The organism is Sorangium sp. So ce834 (assembly GCF_051521425.1).
GTDB lineage: Bacteria > Myxococcota_A > Polyangia > Polyangiales > Polyangiaceae > Sorangium > Sorangium cellulosum_D.
This window is the reverse complement of sequence record NZ_CP150351.1, coordinates 1349712-1372006: the sequence shown is the minus strand read 5'-3', so window position 1 is coordinate 1372006 and position 22295 is coordinate 1349712. Positions and strand designations below refer to the sequence as shown.

The window sequence follows — 22295 nt, the reverse complement described above, 5'->3', positions numbered from 1 at the left end:
ACGCATCGAATCGCTGAGAGCCGCGCGCGGCACGGCGACTGCAAAGAGCGGCGACTGCAAAGAGCGAGGACCGAGCAAGCGCGCGATGCGAGATACGCAATCGCGGCACGCCCTCGGGAACGCTGGGCGGCCAGCACGACGGCAGCTCATCCTGAGAATCAAGGAGTGAATCTCGTGACCAATCTCATGAAACTGAACCGGCTCCACAGCATGTACGCAGCCCTCGGGCTCCTCGCCTGCGCGGCCTTCGGGCCGGCCTGTGTGGCCGAGGGCGCGACCGGCGAGGGCGAGACAGAGCTCGCGACCGGCGGCGACGAGACCGAGCTCGTCGACAGCGGCTCGAGCGCCATCATCAACGGGACCGCCGCCACGTCGTGGATGCGGCGGCGGGTCGTGTCGCTCGGCAACTGCACCGGCGTCATCATCAGCAGAAATCATGTCCTCACGGCCTCGCACTGCAAGCCCGTCGCAGGGACCACGATGGTGCAGTTCTATAGCACCAGCAACACGCCCGACTCGCCTAGCACCGGCGTCACCGACGTCGTCTTCAGGCCCGGCGTCAATCCGTGGATTGACGACCTCGAAGACACCGCGGGCGACTACGCCGACATCGCGGTCCTCACGCTCGCGAGCCCGATCCCGTCGACCTCTGTGGTGGCTGGCATCGACGTCAATTACCCAGGAGAAGACGGGACCGGCACCCAGGTCGGCCGCGGGCGGCATGACGACGTGGCCAACCCGACGAGCTTGCTGAAGTATGCGACGAACGGCCTCTATTCGGACAACGTGGATGGCGGATACTTCTACACCAACGACGAACGCACCAACAAGGGGGACTCGGGCGGACCGATCTTCACCCACGGGCAGCTCGTATCCGGAGTGCTCTTCGGCGATACATGGGTCGCCTTCGCCACGCGCAACAAGTACACGAGCACCGAGTACCACTTCGAGTGGATCCTCGACAACATCGGATACACCGGGAACGGCGTGTACTCGCAGACGCTGACGAACAAGTTCATCGACGGCTGGCCGTACAGTCTCGTATCCGGCAACCTGAGGAAGTGCAAGTACGTCTGCGAGCACGATTCGCAGTGCATCGCATACAGCCACGTCGCCCTGGACAATCACTGCTTTCTTTACGACGACATGGGCGAAGGACCGGTGACCTTCAGCGGCGGCACGACCGGCATCAAATAATGAGGCGCGCGGCCCGGCGCGGGCTCACCAGGAGCGCACCGCGCCGTCCAGGCGCCACCCGATGACGCCGCGCCCATCTCACACAATTCAACGCATCATGGCGTTGCGGCACGCCCTCGGGAACGCTGGGCGGCCACCTCTACGGCAATTCATCCTGCGAATCAAGGAGTGGATCTCGTGACCAATCTCTTCAACTTGAACCGACTTCACCGCATCTACGCTGCCCTCGGACTCCTCGCGTGCGCGGCCTTCGCGCCGGCCTGTGTGGCCGAGGACGTGACCGGCGACGACGAGGCAGCGCTCGCCGCCGGCGGCGAGGAGACAGAGCTCGTCGACAGCGCATCGAGCGCCATCACCGACGGGATCACCGCCTCGGGGTGGATGCGGACGCGGACCGTGTCGCTCGGCAACTGCACGGGCGTCATCATCAGCAGAAACCATGTCCTCACGGCCGCGCGCTGCAAGCCCGTCGCAGGGAGCACGACGGTGCGGTTCTATAGCACCAGCGACACGCCCAACGCGACCGTCATCGGCGTCACCACCGTCACCTTCAAGGCCGGCGTGGATCCGTGGAACGACGACTTCGAAGACACGGCGGGCGACTACGCCGACTTGGCGGTCCTGACGCTCGCGAGCCCGATCCCGTCGACCTCCGCGGTGGCCGGCATCGATCTCAATTATCCCGGAGAAGACGGGAGCGGCATCCAGGTCGGCCGCGGGAACCACAACGGGACGGTCAACACGACGAATGCGCTCAAGTATGCGACGAACGGCCTCTATTCGGACAACGTGGACGATGGATACTTCTACACCAACGACGAGCTCGCCGATCCTGGGGACGCGGGCGGGCCGATCTTCACCCACGGGCCGTTCCTGTCGGGGGTGCTCAGCACCAACACGTGGGTCGCCTTCGCCACGCGCAACAAGTACACGAGCACCCTCTACCACTTCAACTGGCTCCTCGACCGCATCGGGTACACCGGGAACAGCTCGTACTCGCAGACGCTGCAAAACAGGTTCATCGACGGCTGGCCGTACGATCTCATCAACGGCGATCTGAGGACGTGCAAGTACGCCTGCGAGCACGACGCGCAGTGCATCGCATACACCCACGTCTCAGCCCCGGAGAACGATTGCTATCTCTTCGACAACATGGGCGACGGACCGGTGACCTTCAGCGGCGGTACTGTCGGGATCAAGTGAGGCGCGCGGCGCGGCGCGGGCTCATCAGGAGCTCACGGCGCGGTCCGAGCACCGCCCGGTGATGCCGCGCCCATCGCGCACGACACCGGAGCTCGTGTCCCACGAGCTCCGTCACACCCATCATCACGGTCACGTTCGTCCTTGCTCGGGGGTGGTGCCGAGCTGCCCACCTCCGAACGCCGCAGCGCGGTGCCAGCGGTGCCAGCGGTGCCAGCGGTGCCAGCGGTGCCAGCGGTGCCAGCGTAGCATTGCCGCCGAGCTTCGAGCGTTGTTCCGAGATCGGCCGAGCTCCCGTCGCAGATACCGCGGTGATCCCGCCTCGATATTCGGGTGACTGCGCTCGGCACGGCGCGTGCAAACGCGCGAGGCGAGACACGCGATCGCGGCGCGCCCTCGGGAACGCTGGGCAGCCGGATCAACGGCAAATCAGCCTGGGATGCAAGGAGTGAATCTCGTGACCAATCTCTTCACCTCGAACCGGCTTCACCGCATGTACGCAACGCTCGGCCTCCTCGCGTGCGCGGCCTTCGCGCCGGCCTGTGTGGCCGAAGGCGCGACAGGCGACGAGGCGGAACTCGCCGCCGGCGGCGACGAGGCCGAGCTCGTCGACAGCGAATCGAGCGCCATCATCAACGGGTCCGCCGCCACGGCGTGGATGCGGCAGCGGGTCGTGTCGCTCGGCGGCTGCACCGGCGTCATCGTCAGCCGAAATCATGTCCTCACGGCCGCGCACTGCCTGCCCGTCCCGGGGACCACGAAGGTGCGGTTCTATAGCACCAGCAACACGCCCGACTCGCCTGCCACCGACGTCACCGACGTTGTCTTCAGGCCCGGCGTGAATCCGTGGAATGACGAGCTCGACGACAGCTCGGGCAACTTCGCCGACATCGCGGTCCTCACGCTCGCGAGCCCCATCCCGTCGACCTCTGTGGTGGCCGCCATCGACCTCAATTACCCCGGAGAAGACGGGACCGGCACCCAGGTCGGCCGCGGGCGGCATGACGACGCGGCCAACCCGACGAGCCTGCTTCGATATGCGACGAACGGCCTCTACTCGGACAACGTGGATGGTGGATATTTCTACACCAACGACCATCGCGTCAACAAGGGGGATTCGGGCGGGCCGATCTTCACCCACGGGCAGCGCCTGTCCGGGGTTCTCTTCGGCTATCAATGGGTCGCCTTCGCCACGCGCAACAAGTACACGAGCCCCCTCTACTATCTCAACTGGGTTCTCGACAACATCGGGTACACCGGGAGCGGCACGTACTCGCAGACGCTGCAAAACAAGCTCATCGACGGATGGCCTTACGATCTCGTGTCCGGCGACCTGAGGAAGTGCAAGTACGCCTGCGAGCACGATTCGCAGTGCGTCGCCTACAGCCACATCGGTGGCCTGGAGAACCACTGCTATCTTTACGATGACATGGGCGACGGGCCGGTGACCTTCAGCGGCGGCACGACCGGCATCAAATGAGGCGCGCTGCCTGGCGCCGCTGATCGCGCGCGCTCCATCAAGACGGCGACGGCGCGCTCACGCCCTCGGGGACGAGCGCGCGCCCGTATCGCCGGCTCTTTCGTCCCGACATGCCGTGACGTCAGACAGAGGGGACAGCCGAGTTGCGTCTCGGCGCGCGGGCGCGTCGATGAGGCGTAGCCCATGAGGGCTTCGCGGAGCTCGGGGCCGGCGGCGCGCTACGCGCGCAGGGCCGCGCGGGGTCGCGCGGCCCTGCGGGGCGGTGGTGTCAGAACGCGAAGCGCAGGTTGTCGAGCACGTAGGTGCCTGCGTTCGTGGGCCCGTTGAGCACGAGCCGGAGCTGGCACTCGTTGTCCTGGGCGAGGAGCGCGAGACCCGCCGGAGGCACGACGAAGTTGACGACGTGGGCGCCCGACCCCTGCGGGAGCGGGACCGTGTTCGTCGCGACCTCCTGGTGCGACATGTTCGCTCCCATGCACTTCAGGAACATCGAGGCATCGCCGGACCAGCCGGGGTTGACCGGAGGCGGCGACACCACGTCGAGCTTCAGCGTCGGCCCGAACGTGAAGAGCTCGCTCGTCGGGAACGACGTGCTCTCGATGACGGTGTAGTTCGACACCGGGAGCGAAAGCGCGTTCGTCTCCGGATTCGTCGGCGATTCGACGAGGCTCGCCGGTGTCCCCTGCACGACGTGCCACGCGTCCTCGGTCTCGAAGCCGAGCACGCGCTCGGCGGTGGTGACCGGCACGAACGGCCCGTCGCCCAAGCCGGAGCTCGTCGCCCCGTTCCACTGCAGCTCCCCCATGAACCGCACGTTGTCGAACCGGAAGCAGTCGCCGTTCGCCGCGTCGGCCATGAGCGAGATCTGCAGGGTGGAGCCGCGGTCGGTCTCCTGAAGGGCCTCGAAGATCGGCTCGGGCAGCGTGAAGTGGGCCGTGACCCACTCGCCCGCCGGGTAGCCGGTCAGGTCGAACTGCCCGGCGAACTGGGACACGGTGTCCTCGGGGCGATCATGGTAGTAGAGCTGCACGGAGCCCTGCCACGCCGGGTTCGGCAGCCCGGTGGGGATCCGGACGTCGACCGCGAGGTGGCGAGAGATCCAGGTGAAGCTCTTCGGCACGAAGGAATCGCTCTCGAGCGTGCGGGAGCCCGACGAGCACACCCGCTGCGACGTCTCTCCCACGGTCGCGACAGGGCTCTTCGAGGTGCTGGCCGTGGTCGCCCAGAGCCCGTCCCACGTGCCGACCCTGGCCTGGCCGCGCGGCGTGGCGCGGTAGGTGGTGGCCCGCAGCGACTTGATGTCCACGGCGGCGCCGGCGGCGCCCGCGACCTCGATCGCGATCGTGACCGGCTCCTGCGTCTGCTGGAGCGCCGCCAGCGTGTCGGCAGGCACGTTGAAGAGCACCTCCGTCTCGCCCGCCGTCAGGACGTCGGCGAGCACGACGGTCGAGCCGAGCTGGACGGTGCCGGTCGAGGCGGCGTTCAGGGTGACCTTAAGCCGGGCGCTGCGGGTCGGGTTGCCGGTGACCGCGACGGAGAACGACACCGACCCCGGCGTCCAGCTCGTCCCTGTGCGCTGGTACTCGCGGTCGATGCGGGCGTTGCCAGCGCCGTTCGGCGTGATGGTGAAGCCGCTGCCATCGCCGTTCGGCGCGGCGGAGCCGGGCTGGGCGGGCAGCCAGCTGTCGTCGAACCGGATCTGGCTCGGGGGATCCGCGGCCGCGTCCCCTTCAGCGATGCGGGTCGGGTTGTGGTGGTCCCTCGAGTCGAGGGTCAACGTCGCGTTCAGGTGCGGATTGCGGATCGTGACGAGCCCGTCGCCCATGGCGCGCACGTACTCGACCCCCGTGAACTGGTAGTCCGCGTCGACCTGCTGGACCAAGAGCAGCGGGAAATCGATGATCTCCTGCGGCCCCCGCGGGTCGAACGCGCCCGCGGGAGAGTTATCGATCTTGTCGATCCACAACAGGGACTCCTCCTCCGAGAAGCCGATGTCGAGCCGCTCGTTGCTCACCACCGTCTGGTAGGGGAGCACGTTGCCCTGCGCCGTCAGGCCGGCGTTCCTGGACACGACGGCGCTCAGGACCTCCGCGGCCGGAACGCCCGCCTCGGCGGTGCCTGAGCCCCAGTGACCCGGGACGACCTCCCACAGACCGCCGTGCATGACGGGGAAGGAGAGCACGACGAGGTGCAGGTCGCCGCCCGGCTTGGTGATCACCTTGGCCCGAGACCCGTTGTCCAGCGTGACGACGTCGCTCTGGGCCCAGCCATCCGGAGTCCACGTCGGCCAATCTTCATGGGGATCGAAGCCCAGCGTGACGTTCTTGTACACGGGCCCGTTGTTCGAGCTGTAGCCGTTCCCTCTCATCATCGGCGTGACGCGCTGCCCCTCCGTCACGCCCCAGTTGCCCTGATCACCGGGGAGCAACAGCACGCTCGGCTTCGCGAGGAAGTCGTGCGCGTGCTTCTTGTCCGGCATCGTATCCTCGACAGCCGCGTCGATAGGACCCAGTCCCGCGTTCTCGAAGCGCCGGTACCTGCCGCCCGAGCTGTTCAGGAAGTCGCCCGTGGAGAAGTAGTGCTCGGCCGCGGGCTCGTATCGATAAGCGCCGGCGGTGTATTCCGGCAGCTCGATCGGCCCGAACAACGGGTTCCAGTCGAGGTCACGCGCGATGGCGTCGAGGTCCGGGTCGCCCATCACGTTGGGCGCCGGATAGCGCGCCGGCCCGTGGATCCGGTACATCTCCGTGGAGTAGCGCGCCGCGGCGCGCGTGTACGCGCCGAACCCGGGCTGTTCGTTGTCCGGCTTCAGCATGAAGTGGTGGATCAGCTCCGGCACCTGATAGCCGCTGAGCACGGCGTCGAGGGCGAACCCTTTGTACTGGTCTCCGCCGCTCCACCACAGGCAGTTGCGAGCGGTGTTTGGACAATTCGGATCATCGTTGAATGAATACGCGCCCGTCAGGATGCCGAACATGATGGGCGGATAATCGGAGGTGTACAGCTCCAGGACGTTGTTGTACTGCCAGCGACGCCGCATCGGGGCATAGCGCTTGCCGTGGTAGGACTGGAAGGCGACCATGGCGGCGGTGTAATCGACGGCGTTGCGCGCGGCGGTCCGCACCTTCTCGCCTTCGGCATGGCTCGCGAGCTGCATCAAGGCGCGCAGCGTGAGGCCCTGGTACGGGCGCGCGTTGGTCTCGAAGAAGCCGTTCTTCGTGACCCGGCCGAGGATGGAGAGCAGCGCTTGCTCGAGCTCCGTGCCGTCGTTGACGTACTTCTCGGGGCTCAGGTCGTGAATGGCCTGGAGCTCCGGGTCGTGTCGTGGGTTGTTGCGGATCCACTGGTTCGCCAGGTAGATCCAGGCGTTGATCATCAGGACGTGGTTCTCGGTCTCCGGGACGTTCACCCAGAAGGTCTCGTATATCAGCTTACGCACCTTGTCTCCGGCGTACGGGACGAAGGGGGTGCAGCGAATCTTATAGAGAACGTCCTCGGGGGGCAGGCCCATGTCGGCGCACTCTGCCCGAGTCCTCTTCGCGTACAAGAGGAGCGCATTGACGGCCTTGTCCGTGAGCAGCGGCTGCGAGCCCTCCGGCGTATTCCCGAACGCGTTCAGCAGCGTCATCGCGTTCATGAGATAGAAATCGAAGTCCGTCTCCGATCCGACGTCAGCGCTATAATACGCGTTGTTGACGAGCCAGTCCTCGACGATCTGCGGGAAGTTCTCCGGCGGCCTGAGCGCGTCCCCTTCGTCCAGGTGGACGAGCGCCGCGAGCCCCGCGGAGATACGGCGGAAGCTCGCGGTCTCCGCGTCTTTCCAGGTCCCGATGTTGGTGAAGTCGCCCTTGAAGGTGAGCATCCACGCCTTCAAGAGCCTCTCGAAGCGATCGTCCATCTCCGCGTTGGCGTCCGCGACCGAGCCGGGGATGGGGTGCGGATCGCCGTGGACGACGCACATCTTGTCGCCGACGGCGATGTCGGTGACGTAGTAGTCCTCGTCCCAGTCGGTGGTCCCCCCTTTCCGGTAGACGACGCCTGTGAGCAGGTCGTCGTAGACGCCCCACCTCGGGTTCGGGCTCTCGGTGCGGCCGAACAGGAGCTCGCCCCGGCCATCCAGATCCGTGTCGGCGATGGCGACCGCGCTCGCGCCGACGTCTTCGCCCCACTCCTGGCCGCGGGTAGTCTCGGAGATGATCCCGTTCTCGTCCTTGCTGTAGATCACCAGCCTCGAGCGCTTGTCACCGCCGCTCCGCCCGATCACCAGCTCCTCCCTTTCATCCCCGTTCATGTCCCCGGAGCTGATGGAGATGGCCTGGTGGTCGCCGTCCCAGTTGCTGCTGCCGGGGTCGAAAGGAGCCCCGAAGCCGATGTCCAAGGAGAGGAAGTCGTGCGCGCCCGGGAAGACGAACACGCGCTGGTCGCCGTGATCTCCTTCGGCGATCGCCGCGAGGTCCCCGTTCCCGTCGCCGTCGAAGTCGAGGAGCTTGACCCCGAACACGACGGGGGCGTCGCCGAACACGTCGTCGCCCGCGCTGAAGACGGTGGTGAGATCGCCGCTGCTGCCATCCAGGGTCGCGACCTCGACGCGGCGCCCGATGCCGCTGCACCCGAGGCCGCACTGCCTGTCCCTGGAGATGGCGACATCGGCGCGACGGTCTCCGTTGATGTCGCGCACGTCGAGCCCCGTCACGTAGTAGTCCGGTCCCCATTCCGGGTTCGCGCGCTGCTCGCGGACCACCTGGAAATGGGAGTTGTCGCCGTCATGGATGAAGTCGTCCAGGACCAGCACCCTGGCCGCCAGCCCATCGGTGCTTTCGTTCAAGCCGACGACGACCTCGTCGTCGCCGTCACCGTCCAGGTCGCCCGCCGCCAGGGCCTCCACGCCCTTGCTCGTGCCCCAGTTGCCCAGCGTCGCGATCTGCTTGAAATGGGTGGTCTTGTCGTCGTAGACGACCAGGCGCGGCACGACGTTGCAGTTCACGCAATTGCGCCAGTTGCGCCCCGCGATGAGCTCGAGGTCCGGATCGCCGTCGATGTTGGCGAACGTGATGGCCGTGGCGTAATGGGGCTCGCCGTAGTTGTCGCCGCGCACGGTGAAGACGTGGTCGCCGTCGTACACGTAGATCGACGGTTGGTCCTCGGTGTCGCGGTACCGCGAGACCGCGAAGATCTGAGCTTCGCCCCGGCATTCGGTCTGCGCATCGGCGGTGATTGGAACGCCGATCAGGACGATGGATCCAAGCAATGTTAACCAGTGACGCATCGGTCTCCCTCTCTGGGCCTGCAGGCTGGCTGCGGCGTGAAGGCGGCCCTTTCGCAGCAGCGCACCGCGAAAGCAGCGGCCGTGCCACTGCACGCGCGCCTCCCCGCAGGGCGCGGCGAGATGGCCCGCGAGCCGAAGCTGCTCGCTCTCGCTCCCCGGCGCGCATCGCGGCACGTGGCACGTGCCGACTGGCACAAGGCACGTGGCTGAAGGCGGCGTGCGCCCCGGCGGCGGGCGCGCTGGTTTTCAGCGCGGGGTGGGGGTGGGGATGGCCTCGCCGCAGAGCGCGCGAGGCGGGCAGGGCCGCGCGGGGTCGCGCGGCCCTGCGGGGCGCTTGTGTCAGGGGGCGAAGCGCAGGTGATCGATCACGTAGGTGCCCGCGTTGGTCGGGCCGTTGATCGCGAGCCGGAGCTGGCACTCGTTGTCCTGGGCGAGGAGCGCGAGACCCGCCGGAGGCACGGTGAAGCTGACGACGTGGGAGCCCGAGCCCTGCGGCAGCGGGACGGTGTTCGTCGCGACCTCCGCGTGCGACATGTTCGCGCCCATGCACTCAAGGAACATCGTGGCATCGCCCGCCCAGCCGGGGTTGACCGGAGGCGGCGACACCACCTGGAGCTTCAGCGTCGGACCGAACGAGGCGAGCTCGCTCGTCGGGAACGACGTGCTCTCGATGACGGTGTAGTTCGAGACCGCGACCGACAGCGCGTTCGCCTCCGGCTGGCTCGGCGACTCGACGAGGCCCGCCGAGGTCCCCTGCACGACGTGCCAGGTATCCGCGGTCTCGAAGCCGAGGACGCGCGCGGCGGTGGTGACCGGCACGAACTGCCCGTCGTTCGCGGGCAAGCTGATCGTCCCGTTCCACTGGAGCTCCCCCATGAACCGCACGTTGTCGAACTGGAAGCAGTCGCCGTTCGCCGGGTCGGCCATGAGCGAGACCTGCAGGGTGGAGCCGCGGTCGGTCTCCTGGAGGGCGGCGAAGACCGGCTCGGGGAGCGTGAAGTGCGCCGTGACCCACTCGCCCGCGGGATAACCGGTCAGATCGAACTGCCCGGCGAACTGGGACACGGTGTCCTCGGGCCGATCATGGTAGTAGAGCTGCACGGATCCCTGCCACGCCGGGTTCGGCAGGCCGGTGGGGATCCGGACGTCGACCGCGAGGTGGCGAGAGATCCAGGTGAAGTCCTTCGGGGTGAAGGGCGGGCTCTCGAGCGTGCGGGAGCCCGCGCCGCACACCCGCTGCGACCTCTCGCCCACGGTCGCGACCGGGATCATCGAGTTGCTGGTCGTGGTCGTCCAGGGGTGGTCCCAGCGGCCGACGAGGCCCTGGCCGAGCGGCGTGGTGCGATAGGTCTTGGCCCGCAGCGACTTGACGTCCACGATGGCGCCGGCAGCGCCCGCGACGTCGATGGCGAGGGTGACCGGCTCCTGCGTCTGCTGGAGCGCCGCCAGGGTGGCGGCAGGGACGTTGAAGAGCACGTCCGTCTCGCCCGCCGTCAGGACGTCGGCGAGCACCACGGTCGAGCCGAGCTGGACGGTGCCGGTCGAGGCCGCGCTCAGCGTGACCTTCAGCCGGGCGCTGCGGGTCGGGTTGCCGGTGACCGCGACGGAGAACCGCACCGACCCCGGCGTCCAGCTCGTCCCCTCGCGCGGGTACTCGCGGCTGATGCGGGCGTTGCCAGCGCCGTTCGGGGTGATGGTGAAGCCGCTGCCGTCGGCGTTGTACGCGGCGGAGCCGGGCTGGGCGGGCAGCCAGCTCCCGTCGAACCGGACCTGGGTGGGCAGGTCCCCGTTGCGGTCCGGGTTCTGGTGGTCCCTCGAGTCGAGGATCAACGTCGAGTTCAGGTGCGGGTTGTGGATTGTGACGAGCCCGTCGCCCATGGCGCGCACGTACTCGACCCCCGTGAACTGGTAGTCCGCGTCGACCTGCTGGACCAAGAGCAGCGGGAAATCGATGACTTCCTCCCACACCTTCGGATCGACCGCGCCCGCGGGGGCGTTACCGATCTTGTCGATCCACAACAGGGACTCCTCCTCCGAGATGCCGATGTCGAGCCGCTCGTTGCTCACCACCGTCTGGTAGGGGAGCGTGTTGCCCTGCGCCGCCAGGCCGGCGTTCCTCGACACGACCGCGCTCAGGACCTCCGCGGCCGGGACGCCCACCTCCTCGGTGCCTGAGCCCCAATGACCAGGGACGACCTCCCACAGACCGCCGTGCATGACGGGGAAGGAGACCACGACGAGGTGCAGGCTGCCGTCCGGCTTGGTGATCACCTTGGCCCTCGACCCGTTGTCCAGCATGACGACGTCGCTCGGGTCCCAGCCATCCGGCGTCCGCACAGGCCAGTCTTCATGCGGATCGAAGCCGAGCGTGACGTTCTTGTAAACGGGCCCGTTGTTCGAGGTATAGCCGTTCCCTCTCATCATCGGCGTGAAGCGCTGGGCCTCGGGCACATCCCAGTTACCGTGATCGTCCGGGAGCAGCAGCACGCTCGGCCTCGCGACGAAGTCGTGCGCGTGCTTCTTTTCCGGCATCGTATCCTCGATATCCTCTTCAGAGATCAGTCCCGGGAGAGGACCCAGTCCCGGGACCCTATCCAGTCCCGCGTTGTCGAACGGCCGGTACCTGCCGCCCGAGCTGTTCAGGAAGTCGCCGGTGGAGAAGTAGTGCTCGAGCGCCGGCTCGTAATTCCAGGTCCCGGAATACCGGCCTTGCTCTATCAGCATCTCTTCCAGGATGCGGTCCGGATCACGCGCGATGGAGTCGAGGTACGGGTCGCCCATCACGTTGGGCGCAGGGTAGCGCGCCGGCCCGTGGATGCGGTAAAACTGCGTGGAGTAGCGCGCCGCGGCGCGCGTGTACGCGCCGAACCCGGGCTGCTCGTTGTCCGGCTTCAGCATGAAGTGGTGGATCAGCTCCGGCACCTGGTAGCCGCTGAGCACGGCTTCGAGGGCGAACCCTCTGTACTGATCTCCGCCGTTCCACCACATGCAGTTGCGAGCCCACTTCGGGCACTCCGGATCATCGTTGAACGAATACGCGCCCGTCAGGATACCGAACATGATCGGCGGATAGTCGCCCGAGTACAGCGCCAGCCGGTCTCTGTACTCCCATTGACGTCGCATCGGAGCATAGCGCTTGCCATGGTACGACTGGAAGGCGACCATGGCGGCCATGTAGTCCACGGCGTTGCGCGCGGCGGTTCGCACCTTCTCGCCTTCGGCGTTTCCCGCGAGCTGCATCAAGGCGCGCAGCGTGAGGCCCTGGTACGGGCGCGCGTTGGTCTCGAAGAAGCCGTTCTTCGTGACCCGTCCGAGGATGGCGAGCAGCCCTTGCTCGAGCGCCGTGCCGTCGTTGACGTACCTCTCCGGGCTCCGGTCGTGAAGGGCCTGGATGTCCGGATCTTGCCGTGGATTGTTGCGGATCCACTGGTTCGCCAGGTAGATCCAGGTGTTGATCATGAGGACGTGGTTCTCCGTCTCCGGAACGTCGATGGTGAACCCCAACCAATCCGTGAGTGGCGCGTGGTACACCAGCTTGCGCACCGTGTCTCCGGCGTACGGGACTTGGGGTGTGCAAAGATTCGCGTAACGGCCGGGCGGGTAGACGTTGTTCTCGTACTGGAGGAAGGCTTCACAACCCGCCCGGGTCCGCGACGTGTACATGAGGAGCGCCTTGACGGACGCGTCTGTGAGCAGCGGCGTGTTCCCGAACGCGTTCAGCAGCGTCATCGCGCCCATGAGATGAAAATCGAAGTCCGCCTTCGATCCGACGTCGTCATGCATGTGCGCGTTCTCGAGGAGCCAGTTCTCGACGAGCTGCGGGAAGTTGCTCGGCGGCCTGAGAAGGTCCCCCTCGGGCAGATGGACGAGCGCCGCGAGCCCCGCGCCGATGCGGCGGAAGCCCGTGAGGGCCGCCCTATCCCAGCTCCCGAAGTTGGTCCAGTCGCCTTCGAAGGTGCGCATCCACACCCGCAGCAGCTTCTGGAAGCGGTCGTCCATCTCGTCGTTGGCGTCCGCGATCGAGTCGGGGACGGGGTGCGACTCGCCCTGGATGGTGCACAGCTTGTCGCCGACAGCGATGTCGGTGATGTAGTAGTCCTCGTCCTCGGACCAGTCGCTGGTACCCCCTTTCCGGTAGGCAACGCCTGTGTCGAGGTCGTCGTAGACGCCCCACCTCGGGTTCGGGCTGTCGGTGCGCCCGAACACGAGCTCGCCCCGGCCATCCAGATCCGTGTCGATGACGGCGACCGCGTTCGCGCCGACGTCTCCGCCCCAGTCCTGACCGCGGGTGGTCTCGGAGATGCTCCCGTCGGCGTTCTTGCTGTAGATCACCAGCTTCGACCGCTTGTCACCCGGGCTCCGCCCGATCACCAGCTCTTCCCGTTGATCACCGTTCATGTGCCCGGAGCTGATGGAGATGGCCTGGAGGTCGCCGTCCCAGTTGCTGCTGCCGGGGTCGAAAGGAGCGCCGAAGTCGATCGGCATGAAGATCTGGTCGTGCGCGCCGGGGAAGACGAACACGCGCTGGTCGCCGTGATCTCCTTCCGCGATCGCCGCGAGGTCCCCCTTGCCGTCGCCGTCGAAGTCGAGGAGCTTGACCCCGAGCACGACAGTGTCATTGCCGAACACGCCATTACCCGCGCTGAAGCGGGTGACGAGCTCGCCGCTGCTATCCAGGTTCGCGACCTCGACGCGGAGCCCGATGCCGCTGCAGAAGATATCGCACGGGCTGTCCCTGGAGATGGCGACCTCGGCGCGACCGTCTCCGTTGATGTCGCGCACGTCGAGCCCCGTCACGTAGTAGTCCGGGCCCCATTCCGGGTTCGCGCGCTGCTCGAGGATCGTGTTGAAGCCGGGGTTCGCGCCCTCGCCGGTGAAGTTATCCAGGATCAGCACTCTGGCCGGCACGTCATCGGTCGCTTCGTTCAAGCCGACGACGACCTCGTCCTTGCCATCGCCGTCCAGATCGCCCGCTGCCAGGGCAGTCACGCCCTTGCTCGTGTCCCACTCGCCCAGCGTCGCGATCTGCTTGAACTCGTTGTTTTTGTCGTCGTAGACGACGAGGCGCGGCTGGACGTCGCAGCCCAGCAGGCAACTGCGCGAGTTGCGCCCCGCGATGAGCTCGAGGTCCGGATCTTCGTCGATGTTGGCGAACGTGATGGCCGTGGCGTGATAGGGCTCGCCGTAGTCGTCGCCGCGCAAGGAGAAGGCGTGGTCACCGTCGTACACGAAGATCGACGCTTCATTTGCCGTTTCGCGGTACCGCGAGACGGCAAAGATCTGAGCTTCGCCTCTGCATGGAGTGCTCTGCGCATCGGCGGTGATTGGAACGCCGACCAGGACGATGGATCCAAGCAATGTTAACCAGTGACGCATCGGTCTCCCTCTCTGGGCCTGCAGGCTGGCTGTGACGTGAAGGCGGCCCCTTCGCAGCAGCGCACCGCGAAAGCAGCGGCCGTGCCACAGCGCGCGCGCCTCCCCGCAGGGCGCGGTGAGATGGCCGGCGAGCCGAAGCTGCCCGCTCTCGCTACCCGGCGCGCATTGCGGCACGTGGCACGTGCCACGTGGCACAAGGCACAAGGCACGTGGTCGAAGGCCGCGTGCCACCTGGTGGCGGGCGCGCAGGTCTCCAGCGTGGGGTGGGGGTGGATATGGCCTCGCCGGCGAACGCGCGAGGCGCGCAGGGCCGAGCACCAGCGGCGTCAGGGTCAAGCCGGGGTGGCCCGTGTCGATCGGCCGCGAGCACCACTGGGCCATCGCCGCGCCGATCGTCACGACCAGCAGCCGGGTCGGACAGCGGTGCCGGGCCCTCGTCTGGGGGAGCGGGATGACACGATCGAGCGGATTTACGCGGGTTTCGAGGGGATCGAGGTAGACGTCAACACGCCGATCGCGGGCGCTAACCCCGCGATCTCTGGTCAGCTGGACGATTCCGTGACGCTTCCGGCGATGCCCTCGGCGCCCATGCAAGAGGCAGCTCTGGCGACTCGTGCCCGACCCGAAGCTGCCCCGGCTACGCGCCCGGTGGGCAGCCCGCGCCAGGAGCTCGTCGCGACCTTGACGCAGACGATCGCCGCTGCCCATGCGGCGGGCGACCTCGCGACCGCGCAGATCGCGGCTCGCACCCTCTCAGAGCTCCTCGGCGCTCCGCACGCGCCCGCGCACGTCGCGCCCGTGGTCGACCTCGCCAGCGCCCGGCGCGTGCGCTCGTAGCGCCCCAGCTCTGGCTTGCCTAAGAGGGAAGCCGCTCTCCACCAGCCGGCATCCACGCTACGGCCCCAATCGCCGCTCGTACCTCTCGAAATTTCTGTGCGTCCTAGGGGCGCACAGTACGTCGAGCCGATGGCGCCATCGGCCTCCTCCCGTGAGTAGGCTTGCGGCGCCTAACGAAGGCCACCACCGCCGCAGGTCTGCGGAAAATCTCGCTGCCACAGCGCCCCGTGTCGACGGCCACCCAGTTCCGCAGGAACCGCTCTACAGCTCCCAGTCTCACTCCTCACACGGCATGGAATCATAACTAGAATCATGCCTCATGTTCACCATCCGCATCTCTATCCTGCTCCCCTTCGGAAGCGGAAACTCGCTTAACGTCGCCACTGGCCGACACGACGGACGCATTAGGCAAAATTCGACCAGCCGAATACTCCACATCTGCATCACCCGTCCAACGAGTTCGGCTACTTCGAGAAACCGAACCCCACCAGCCTGGCAGCGGAAACGCGTCGGCACTCGAAACGTTATCGATTAGCCACCGTCGATAACCCTCCAAAATCACCACGTATGTCTCATTGAGTGGCTCACGAGTCACACATCTCCACATGGCCTCCATCAGCTCTCGCCGCCGTGCGACGCGAGCGGCCAGACTATCGCGCTCCATGGCTCTGTCCATGAGGCGCTGAAGAAAATCAAACACATTGCACCACACAGCGTCTCCTGGCACAGAAGCATCCATCATTCGATAGAATTTTTCGCAAACAAGCGGATCATCGAACAACTCGAGAGAGAGCAGCAGTTCGTCCTCAACTTGACTTTCCGGACTGCGCCGAACAAGACTTCTACAATAGCCCGGCACGGAGAATCGCTCAAGTACGATTTCGCTCGCCAGTGGCATCAGCCGCCTCTTTAGGCGATTGACGGCGGATGAAGCCCCACCATTCGGGTCAAAACGTGTAACACGCAAATCTAGTGCCACCAGATACTCTATTGCACTCTTCCCGGCATGGTTAGATAAGGATTCTAGAACTACCCACTCGCGCTGGAGGACATCAGCATAGAGCCCACCCCAGCCAACCCACTCACAAAATGAAGACAAAGTGTCTTTCACTAAATGCGGAGCGATGCGGCTCCCAGCCTTCGCTGCATCAGTAACGCACACTTCGCGAGCCTCTGCGATCGTGCGCAGTTCCCCATGTAGCTTCAATTCGTCACGTCTAAGCGGCTGTCCTTTCATCTCAGCACCGCGCTCGTTGCCAACTCTAAGTAGCGCTGCATAGAGCGCATCGGCGTCTATAGTTTGTCCGTATCCATCAATCTTGCGCAGAAGCTCGATCCCTGTCGCACTGCCAGACTCGAGACCTCTGCGTATTTGCTCTGCAAGCTGCTCTTCTGTTGAATTCCATTGACCCAGAATCCATGCGATATGCCCACGGGCGTTGAAGGTGCTCGATAGACGCGCTCTCGAATGCACTGCGACCGCCTCTGGCACATTCGACCAAGGAGCCTTGGTCATACGCGAGTCATCATCCGTGTCTTTACTGATCGCTGGAAGGCCCGCGCGGACACGGAAACCTTCTCGGATGACCCCTTGATCGAGGTCATCAATCCACTCGCTCTGCTTTGATATCCAAGCAATCGAACTCGGGGAGTAGTATTCGAGCAGCAGCAATAGAATCAGGTACGACTGGCTCAGCGTCTTGGATGGCTTGTCGATGGATTGAGGCCATGCTCCAACCATGGTCAAGAACCGCTTCGTATCTCTAGGTGCAGCAGGAAGAAGATCGCTCAGCGTGTCGAGCGTCGCAAGAGTGTCGGTGGACAGATTGTGGATTTTGCCCAACTCGGCTCGCAGGAGACGCAGCTTATCAGCGGCAGGCGGCGGCAATTCGACACGATAATCAAACACCTTGTCCAAGACACTTAGGTCCCCCTGTGAAATCAGGTTGGCCGCTTCCAGTTTCTGCTGAAGACGTACGCGATCGAATGCAAAAATGTACGCTAATCCCGTCACATCAAAAATCTCACGGGCCTGCATCAGCATATCTAGCGCGGTTGCTGCACTGCATCGTTCAAGATCGTCAACGAATATTATGACACGGCTCCCTGGCGGAAGTGCGTCCGCGATTGCTCGTGCTAGCTCGTCTTGACCGATTTTCAGTCGCGCCTCTACTGGTGCGAGCAACGCGTTTGCCCATTTCTGGTCTTCTACGGCGCCACGGGACAGCTTCATCAGCCAGTGCCGAAAGCCCGCAAAGGTGTGGGTGCGACCCGAGCAATGGGACAATGCGTCATCAATAGTGGCAACCAGTGCACTCCGCACATCTTCAGACATGTGGTGGTGCCATGGATCAAATCTTACAAACAGATGACCTTGCTCGGCTGCGCGTTTACCAACGAAGTTTGCCACCGTAGTCTTGCCGTAGCCGACTGGCGCTATCAACGCGGTCCTGGGACACCGAATCGTGGATTGAGTCACTTGTGCCAAGACTCGCGTCACGATGTTAGTGCGCTCGAAGGTGTCGTTGCACTCATTCTCCAATGGCGCATCGAGACCAGGAAGCGATGACACATGACTCTCCTGGAAAGAAGTTGCTGCGATGATTAACCCTGCCCACGCTGCCCCAACAAGCGCATAATACAATGAACCAATATCAAAGATTATGAGCGAGGTAATTGCGCCAAAGAGTACCACGAGACTGATCGCCGATAGTAGCGCTGGCAATTTACGCAAACTCTTTACGCATCGCATGAGCGCCGACCAGGCAAGAAGAACAACGACCAGTCCAGTCGCTGCCACGATCTCTGTTGCACTGTTGGATTTGACCCACTCAATTGTAGTTTTGAATTGTGATAACATCTGCTGTCTTATTATCGGCAGAACATGGCGCAGGTCGGCGACAATCCAGAATGTGACCGCTGACACCATGATCCAGCGCACGTTCTTCCATATTTTCAATGCGCATGACACGATGTGGGCACGAGCCCGGCTTAGCACTCTTGTGATGGTCGCTGTTTCCATAGGTCGATCCATTTGAAGAACCTTCAGGGCGTCGATTCTCGACACGGTGCGCCATGGTACCCAATTCTGGACCGCGGGCGCAATCCTCACGAGACTAGGAAAGGTGCGCACGAACGAGCCCCCGCTGCCCGAGGCGATTGGCCGGCCCTGCGCGTGGACGGCGCAGCGGGAGCGCGACCAGGACTGACGTAGCAGGGCGGCTCCGTGCCCGAGGGGAAGGACTGCACCTGCACGCAGCACGTCCGCTGCTGTATCATGCGGCATGGCCAGCAAGCCGACCGCACCCATCAAGCCGGGCGACAAGGCGGCGCCCGCGGCGCCGGCAGGGATCCCGGGGCAGTTACCCCCGCCTCCGGCGCAGCGCGCACGCGTTCTAGCCACCCAGATACTTGCGATCGCCGATCGACTTGAGGATTCGACACTGGAGGAGAGGACGCGACGTCGACTGGCGGACAGCATCGAGGCCGCCCAGCTTGCACTTTGGGGGATCAGCGGCGAGCAGCACAAAAAGCTCACCATCATGGACGCGTTAGACTTCGCGGTGAGACTCTACGCCGACCGAACTGGTCCGATCTGCTGGACAGACCAGGGCGAGCAGGGGCTCGCCTACGCGGTGGAGCTTGCTAGGTTCCATATCAGGCAGGTCTATCCCGCGATCGCTAACCGGCTCGGTTCGGAGAGAGGGCGGGGGTTGCTGGCGGAAGCCGTCGTGGCATGGGCGAACAAGAAACCCGGCGCGCGGGCCCCGTCAGCGTCGGGAGGTTGGTCCAGTTCCAAGCGCGGCAAGTGGGTCATCCTCGCAGAGCTCGTTCAGGTGGCCGGGCTGGACCCAGTGAAGCCATCATCGCTCGATGACCTCCACAAGAAGGAGCGGCGACAGCGCCGGGATGAGTAGCCGCCGGAGAGACGCTCGCCGTGATGTCAAGGGGGGCAGTGGATCCCCCGTTTCACGCGATAGGGGGTAACAGTTCCTCCCCTTTGGCGATAGGGGGTTCCGTAGCCCCCCCTTTGAATGGTTGTGTCGCAATAGCTAAATTCGTGGTGCATGAAGCACCGCAGTTCAGTTCCGCCGGACGTGACCAAGGCTGTCGACGTCCTCCTCCTCTACCTCATCAACCTCGTTCACGATGCCGCGAACGAGAACGCTGCTCGCGACACCAGCGCCGCCTTCTACGACGCGAAGACCTCTCCGACGGGGCAGACGACGTTCCGTCGTGCGGCCGCTGCGGGCGCCTTTCCGAGTTTCAAAGTCGGCCGGAAGCTCATGGCGCGGAAGGCAGACGTGGACGCATGGATCGTGACGCAGGCGCGCTCGCCGAAACCGAAGGAGCAGAGCGGCGACGACGCGGACGCGACCTTCTTCGCGTCTCTCCAGCCCCGGAGGCCGCGGCGATGAAGCAGGCGGACACGATGACGATCGTCGTCGACACCCGAGAGCAGCGACCGTGGACGTTCGGCGGCGCCTTCCGCCTCGAGCGCGTAGCGCTGCCCGCCGGTGATTACTCGATCGCCGGGTTCGAGAGCGTCGTCGCGATCGAGCGCAAAACGCTTGACGACTACGTGCAGTCGTTGATCTTGCACCGCCAGCGGTTCAAGCGCGAGTGCGAACGGCTCCGATCGTACGCGCTCAAAGCGATCGTAGTCGAGGCCGACGCCGGCGACGTGTTCGCGCACGCGTATCGGAGCGACGCGGCGCCGAACGCCGTGATCGCGACGGGGCTCGCCTTCCTTCGGGACTACGGCGTCGCGACGATCTGGGCAGGGAACCGCGAGCATGCCGAGCACATGGCGGAGACCATTCTGCTGCGGTTCCACAGGAAGCAGCACGAGGCGAAGTGATGAGAGCAATCCCTGGTTGGTTGCCCGATGATCCTGAAGAGCGCGCCGCGATCCAGAGCGAGTGCGAGGAGCCTGTGCATCACAGCGATGCGTTGAGCACGACCAATGACTATATGAGCGACCCCAACGCGCACGACGACCCGGCGAGCCGAAGCGAGCCCGCGACAGCTTCCTTGACCGCGGCGAACGACGCCTCGACAGGGGCCGCGGAGCAGCACCAGACGCGGATCCACCTGATCGGAACGCGGAGCATCTTCGCACCGCTTCCTCCGGTCTCGTGGATCGTCAAGGGCTTGCAGCTAGGTGCTGGTCGCCCGGCAGTGTTCGCGGGCTACGGGTCCTCCGGCAAGACGTCCGCTGCACAGGCTCTCGCGCTCGCCGTCGCGTCAGGTCGAGCGTCGTGGGAGCACCCGGATTTTTCGTGTGAGCGACCGCGCCGCGTGATCCACATCGATCACGAGCAGGGGCGCCGCGGCACGCTGCTGAAGTACCAGCGGCTCGCCGCGGGCATGGGGATCGATTGGGAGCGCGACCTGGAAGATCGCCTCTCGGTGTCGGTGTTCCCTCGCTTCTACCTGAACACACCCGACGCGGAAGAAGCGTACGCGGCCCTGTGCGCGGAGCACGGCGCCGAGCTGATCATCATCGACGCGCTGAAGGGGGCGACGCCGGGCAGCGACGAGAACGACTCCAAGATCCGGGAGTCGCTCGACAACCTCACCCGCGTCTCCGAGCGGACCAAGACGGCGTTCGTCGTGCTCCACCACGCGGGCAAGATCAAGGAAGGCCAGACAGACGGGCGCATGGCGCTCCGCGGCTCATCGGCGATCTACGACGCCGCCGGGCTGGTGCTGCTCATGCACGGCGAGCACGGGAGGCCGAAGCGGGTGATGCATCAGAAAAACGCGCCGGACGCCGGCGACGAGATCATCGAGGACTTCTTCCTCACCCTCGAAGTCATCCGACCGGATGGCGAGAAGGGCGAGCCCGGGGCGTCGCGTGTCGTCTACCGCGCCGTTGAGGAGGTCGAGGGAGAGCGGAGCGCCGACGAGCGGAAGCAAGAGCTCATCGATCGCGTTCGAGAGGTCGTTGCCGCGCAGCCTGGGATCGGCGCCCGCGCACTTCGCGATAGGATCGGCGGCAAGGCTGAGCTCGTGGACGAGGCCGTCAACTCGCTCGTCTCGTCCGGCGAGATGGAGAAGGTAAAGGACGGGCGCTCGCACGCGCACTACCTGAAGGAGCGGCGCCGGGATGGGACCGACGGGTAGGTTTCATCTGCCGCACTGCCAGGCCGGCGTGATCTCGGCCGATGTCAAACCCGGTATGCTCGCAACGTGTCCGTGTCCCCCCTTAAGGGGGGAGACACGGGACACGATGCATAGAGCGTGTCCGGGACACGCGGGGACACGTCGGGACACGGGACACGATCGCGGAGACGACAGCCGGGTCGGTCACGTAGCGCCGGATGAGGGAGCGGGGAGCAGGAGGCGAGGAAGCGGCAGCGGAAGGGGTGAGCCGGCTCCCCGCCGACACGTCCCGGAACGCCGCCCGCTTCGCTCTGCCGCTGCTCGCCGGCCGCCGTGGCATCGGGCCTGGCGGTCGGGCTGGCGCTGGTGTCCCTCGACCTCGTGACCGTGCTGGCTTTGGGCGGGCGCGCTCGCGGATCGCCGCAGGCTCGATCGCGACGTCGACATCGACCTCGGCGCCCTCGTGGTCGGCGGAGCCGCTCAGCACCGCGCCCTCGACCTCGGCGGAGCTCAGCCGCGCGGAGCCCTGTCACTTCGCCGTGACGATTCGATCGCGCGGCGCCTTGGTTCGAAGGCATTTCGGCACGCTGTGCGTCCCATGCTAAGGGGGGCAGCGCAGCCCGACACGTCGGCCAGCGGCTCCATCGACGTCCCCGCGCCCGTGCTCGCGATGGTCAACCTCGGAGCCGACGATGTTGACGTCCTGGCCTACGGAACGGCCAAGGGTGCCTCCCAACTCCGGAAGCTCCGAGGTTGCATGCGCGGCCATCGCCCGTGTGGTCGGTCGGCGCGCTGTGCGCTCGCCGGACGCCCTTGCGCGGGCCGGATGGT

Annotated in this window: 11 protein-coding genes; 8 read left to right on the top strand and 3 right to left on the bottom strand. The window is 65.5% G+C overall.

The features are described 5' to 3' along the window. Positions 1 to 174: 174 nt before the first annotated feature. The 3 genes from WMF20_RS05070 (at position 175) to WMF20_RS05060 (ending at position 3877) form a co-directional block, all read left to right on the top strand. Positions 175 to 1197, top strand: coding sequence for a trypsin-like serine protease (locus tag WMF20_RS05070; protein WP_437611177.1), 1023 nt, complete (start codon positions 175 to 177; stop codon positions 1195 to 1197). A 177-nt stretch (positions 1198 to 1374) separates the two neighbouring features. Further along, on the top strand, positions 1375 to 2400 hold the full coding sequence (locus tag WMF20_RS05065) for a trypsin-like serine protease (RefSeq protein WP_437611175.1): 1026 nt from the start codon (positions 1375 to 1377) through the stop codon (positions 2398 to 2400). 454 nt (positions 2401 to 2854) lie between these two features. Continuing rightward, positions 2855 to 3877: a trypsin-like serine protease gene (locus WMF20_RS05060; protein WP_437611174.1), complete on the top strand. Its 1023-nt coding sequence runs from the start codon at positions 2855 to 2857 to the stop codon at positions 3875 to 3877. 268 nt (positions 3878 to 4145) lie between these two features. On the opposite strand, the gene WMF20_RS05055 is transcribed toward WMF20_RS05060, so the two are convergent. Together WMF20_RS05055 and WMF20_RS05050 are read right to left on the bottom strand one after the other, a co-directional pair. Further along, positions 4146 to 9143: a hypothetical protein gene (locus WMF20_RS05055; protein WP_437611173.1), complete on the bottom strand. Its 4998-nt coding sequence runs from the start codon at positions 9141 to 9143 to the stop codon at positions 4146 to 4148. Between the two features lie 339 nt (positions 9144 to 9482). Beyond that, positions 9483 to 14372, bottom strand: coding sequence for an FG-GAP repeat domain-containing protein (locus WMF20_RS05050; RefSeq protein WP_437611172.1), 4890 nt, complete (start codon positions 14370 to 14372; stop codon positions 9483 to 9485). A 489-nt stretch (positions 14373 to 14861) separates the two neighbouring features. On the opposite strand from WMF20_RS05050, the gene WMF20_RS05045 reads away from it, so the two are divergent. Next, complete coding sequence (locus WMF20_RS05045; protein WP_437611171.1) at positions 14862 to 15356, top strand: hypothetical protein; 495 nt, start codon at positions 14862 to 14864, stop codon at positions 15354 to 15356. A gap of 310 nt (positions 15357 to 15666) precedes the next feature. Here WMF20_RS05045 and WMF20_RS05040 read toward each other — a convergent pair whose 3' ends face one another. After that, a complete protein-coding gene (locus WMF20_RS05040; protein WP_437611170.1) occupies positions 15667 to 18378 on the bottom strand; it encodes a P-loop NTPase fold protein in 2712 nt (903 codons plus the stop codon). Positions 18379 to 18640: 262 nt separating this feature from the next. Between WMF20_RS05040 and WMF20_RS05035 the strand changes: the two genes are divergently transcribed. The 4 genes from WMF20_RS05035 to WMF20_RS05020 all read left to right on the top strand — a co-directional run bounded on the left by WMF20_RS05035 (position 18641) and on the right by WMF20_RS05020 (position 21485). Beyond that, positions 18641 to 19273: a hypothetical protein gene (locus tag WMF20_RS05035; RefSeq protein ID WP_437611169.1), complete on the top strand. Its 633-nt coding sequence runs from the start codon at positions 18641 to 18643 to the stop codon at positions 19271 to 19273. Between the two features lie 180 nt (positions 19274 to 19453). Then, the gene (locus WMF20_RS05030; protein WP_437611168.1) at positions 19454 to 19774 is read left to right on the top strand and encodes a hypothetical protein; all 321 of its coding nucleotides are present in this window, start codon (positions 19454 to 19456) and stop codon (positions 19772 to 19774) included. Then, a complete protein-coding gene (locus WMF20_RS05025) occupies positions 19771 to 20217 on the top strand; it encodes an ERCC4 domain-containing protein (RefSeq protein ID WP_437611167.1) in 447 nt (148 codons plus the stop codon). Before WMF20_RS05030 ends, WMF20_RS05025 begins: the two co-directional genes overlap by 4 nt. Beyond that, positions 20217 to 21485 (top strand): AAA family ATPase, encoded by a 1269-nt coding sequence (locus WMF20_RS05020; RefSeq protein ID WP_437611165.1) that lies wholly within the window; start codon positions 20217 to 20219, stop codon positions 21483 to 21485. The genes WMF20_RS05025 and WMF20_RS05020 overlap by 1 nt, the downstream gene beginning before the upstream one ends. Positions 21486 to 22295 lie beyond the last annotated feature (810 nt).

Coding starts and splice junctions, on each gene's coding strand:
- WMF20_RS05055 (WP_437611173.1), bottom strand. CDS start 9,143: ATGCGTCACTGGTTAACATTGCTTGGATCCATCGTCCTGATCGGCGTT.
- WMF20_RS05040 (WP_437611170.1), bottom strand. CDS start 18,378: ATGGAAACAGCGACCATCACAAGAGTGCTAAGCCGGGCTCGTGCCCAC.
- WMF20_RS05035 (WP_437611169.1), top strand. CDS start 18,641: ATGGCCAGCAAGCCGACCGCACCCATCAAGCCGGGCGACAAGGCGGCG.
- WMF20_RS05025 (WP_437611167.1), top strand. CDS start 19,771: ATGAAGCAGGCGGACACGATGACGATCGTCGTCGACACCCGAGAGCAG.
- WMF20_RS05020 (WP_437611165.1), top strand. CDS start 20,217: ATGAGAGCAATCCCTGGTTGGTTGCCCGATGATCCTGAAGAGCGCGCC.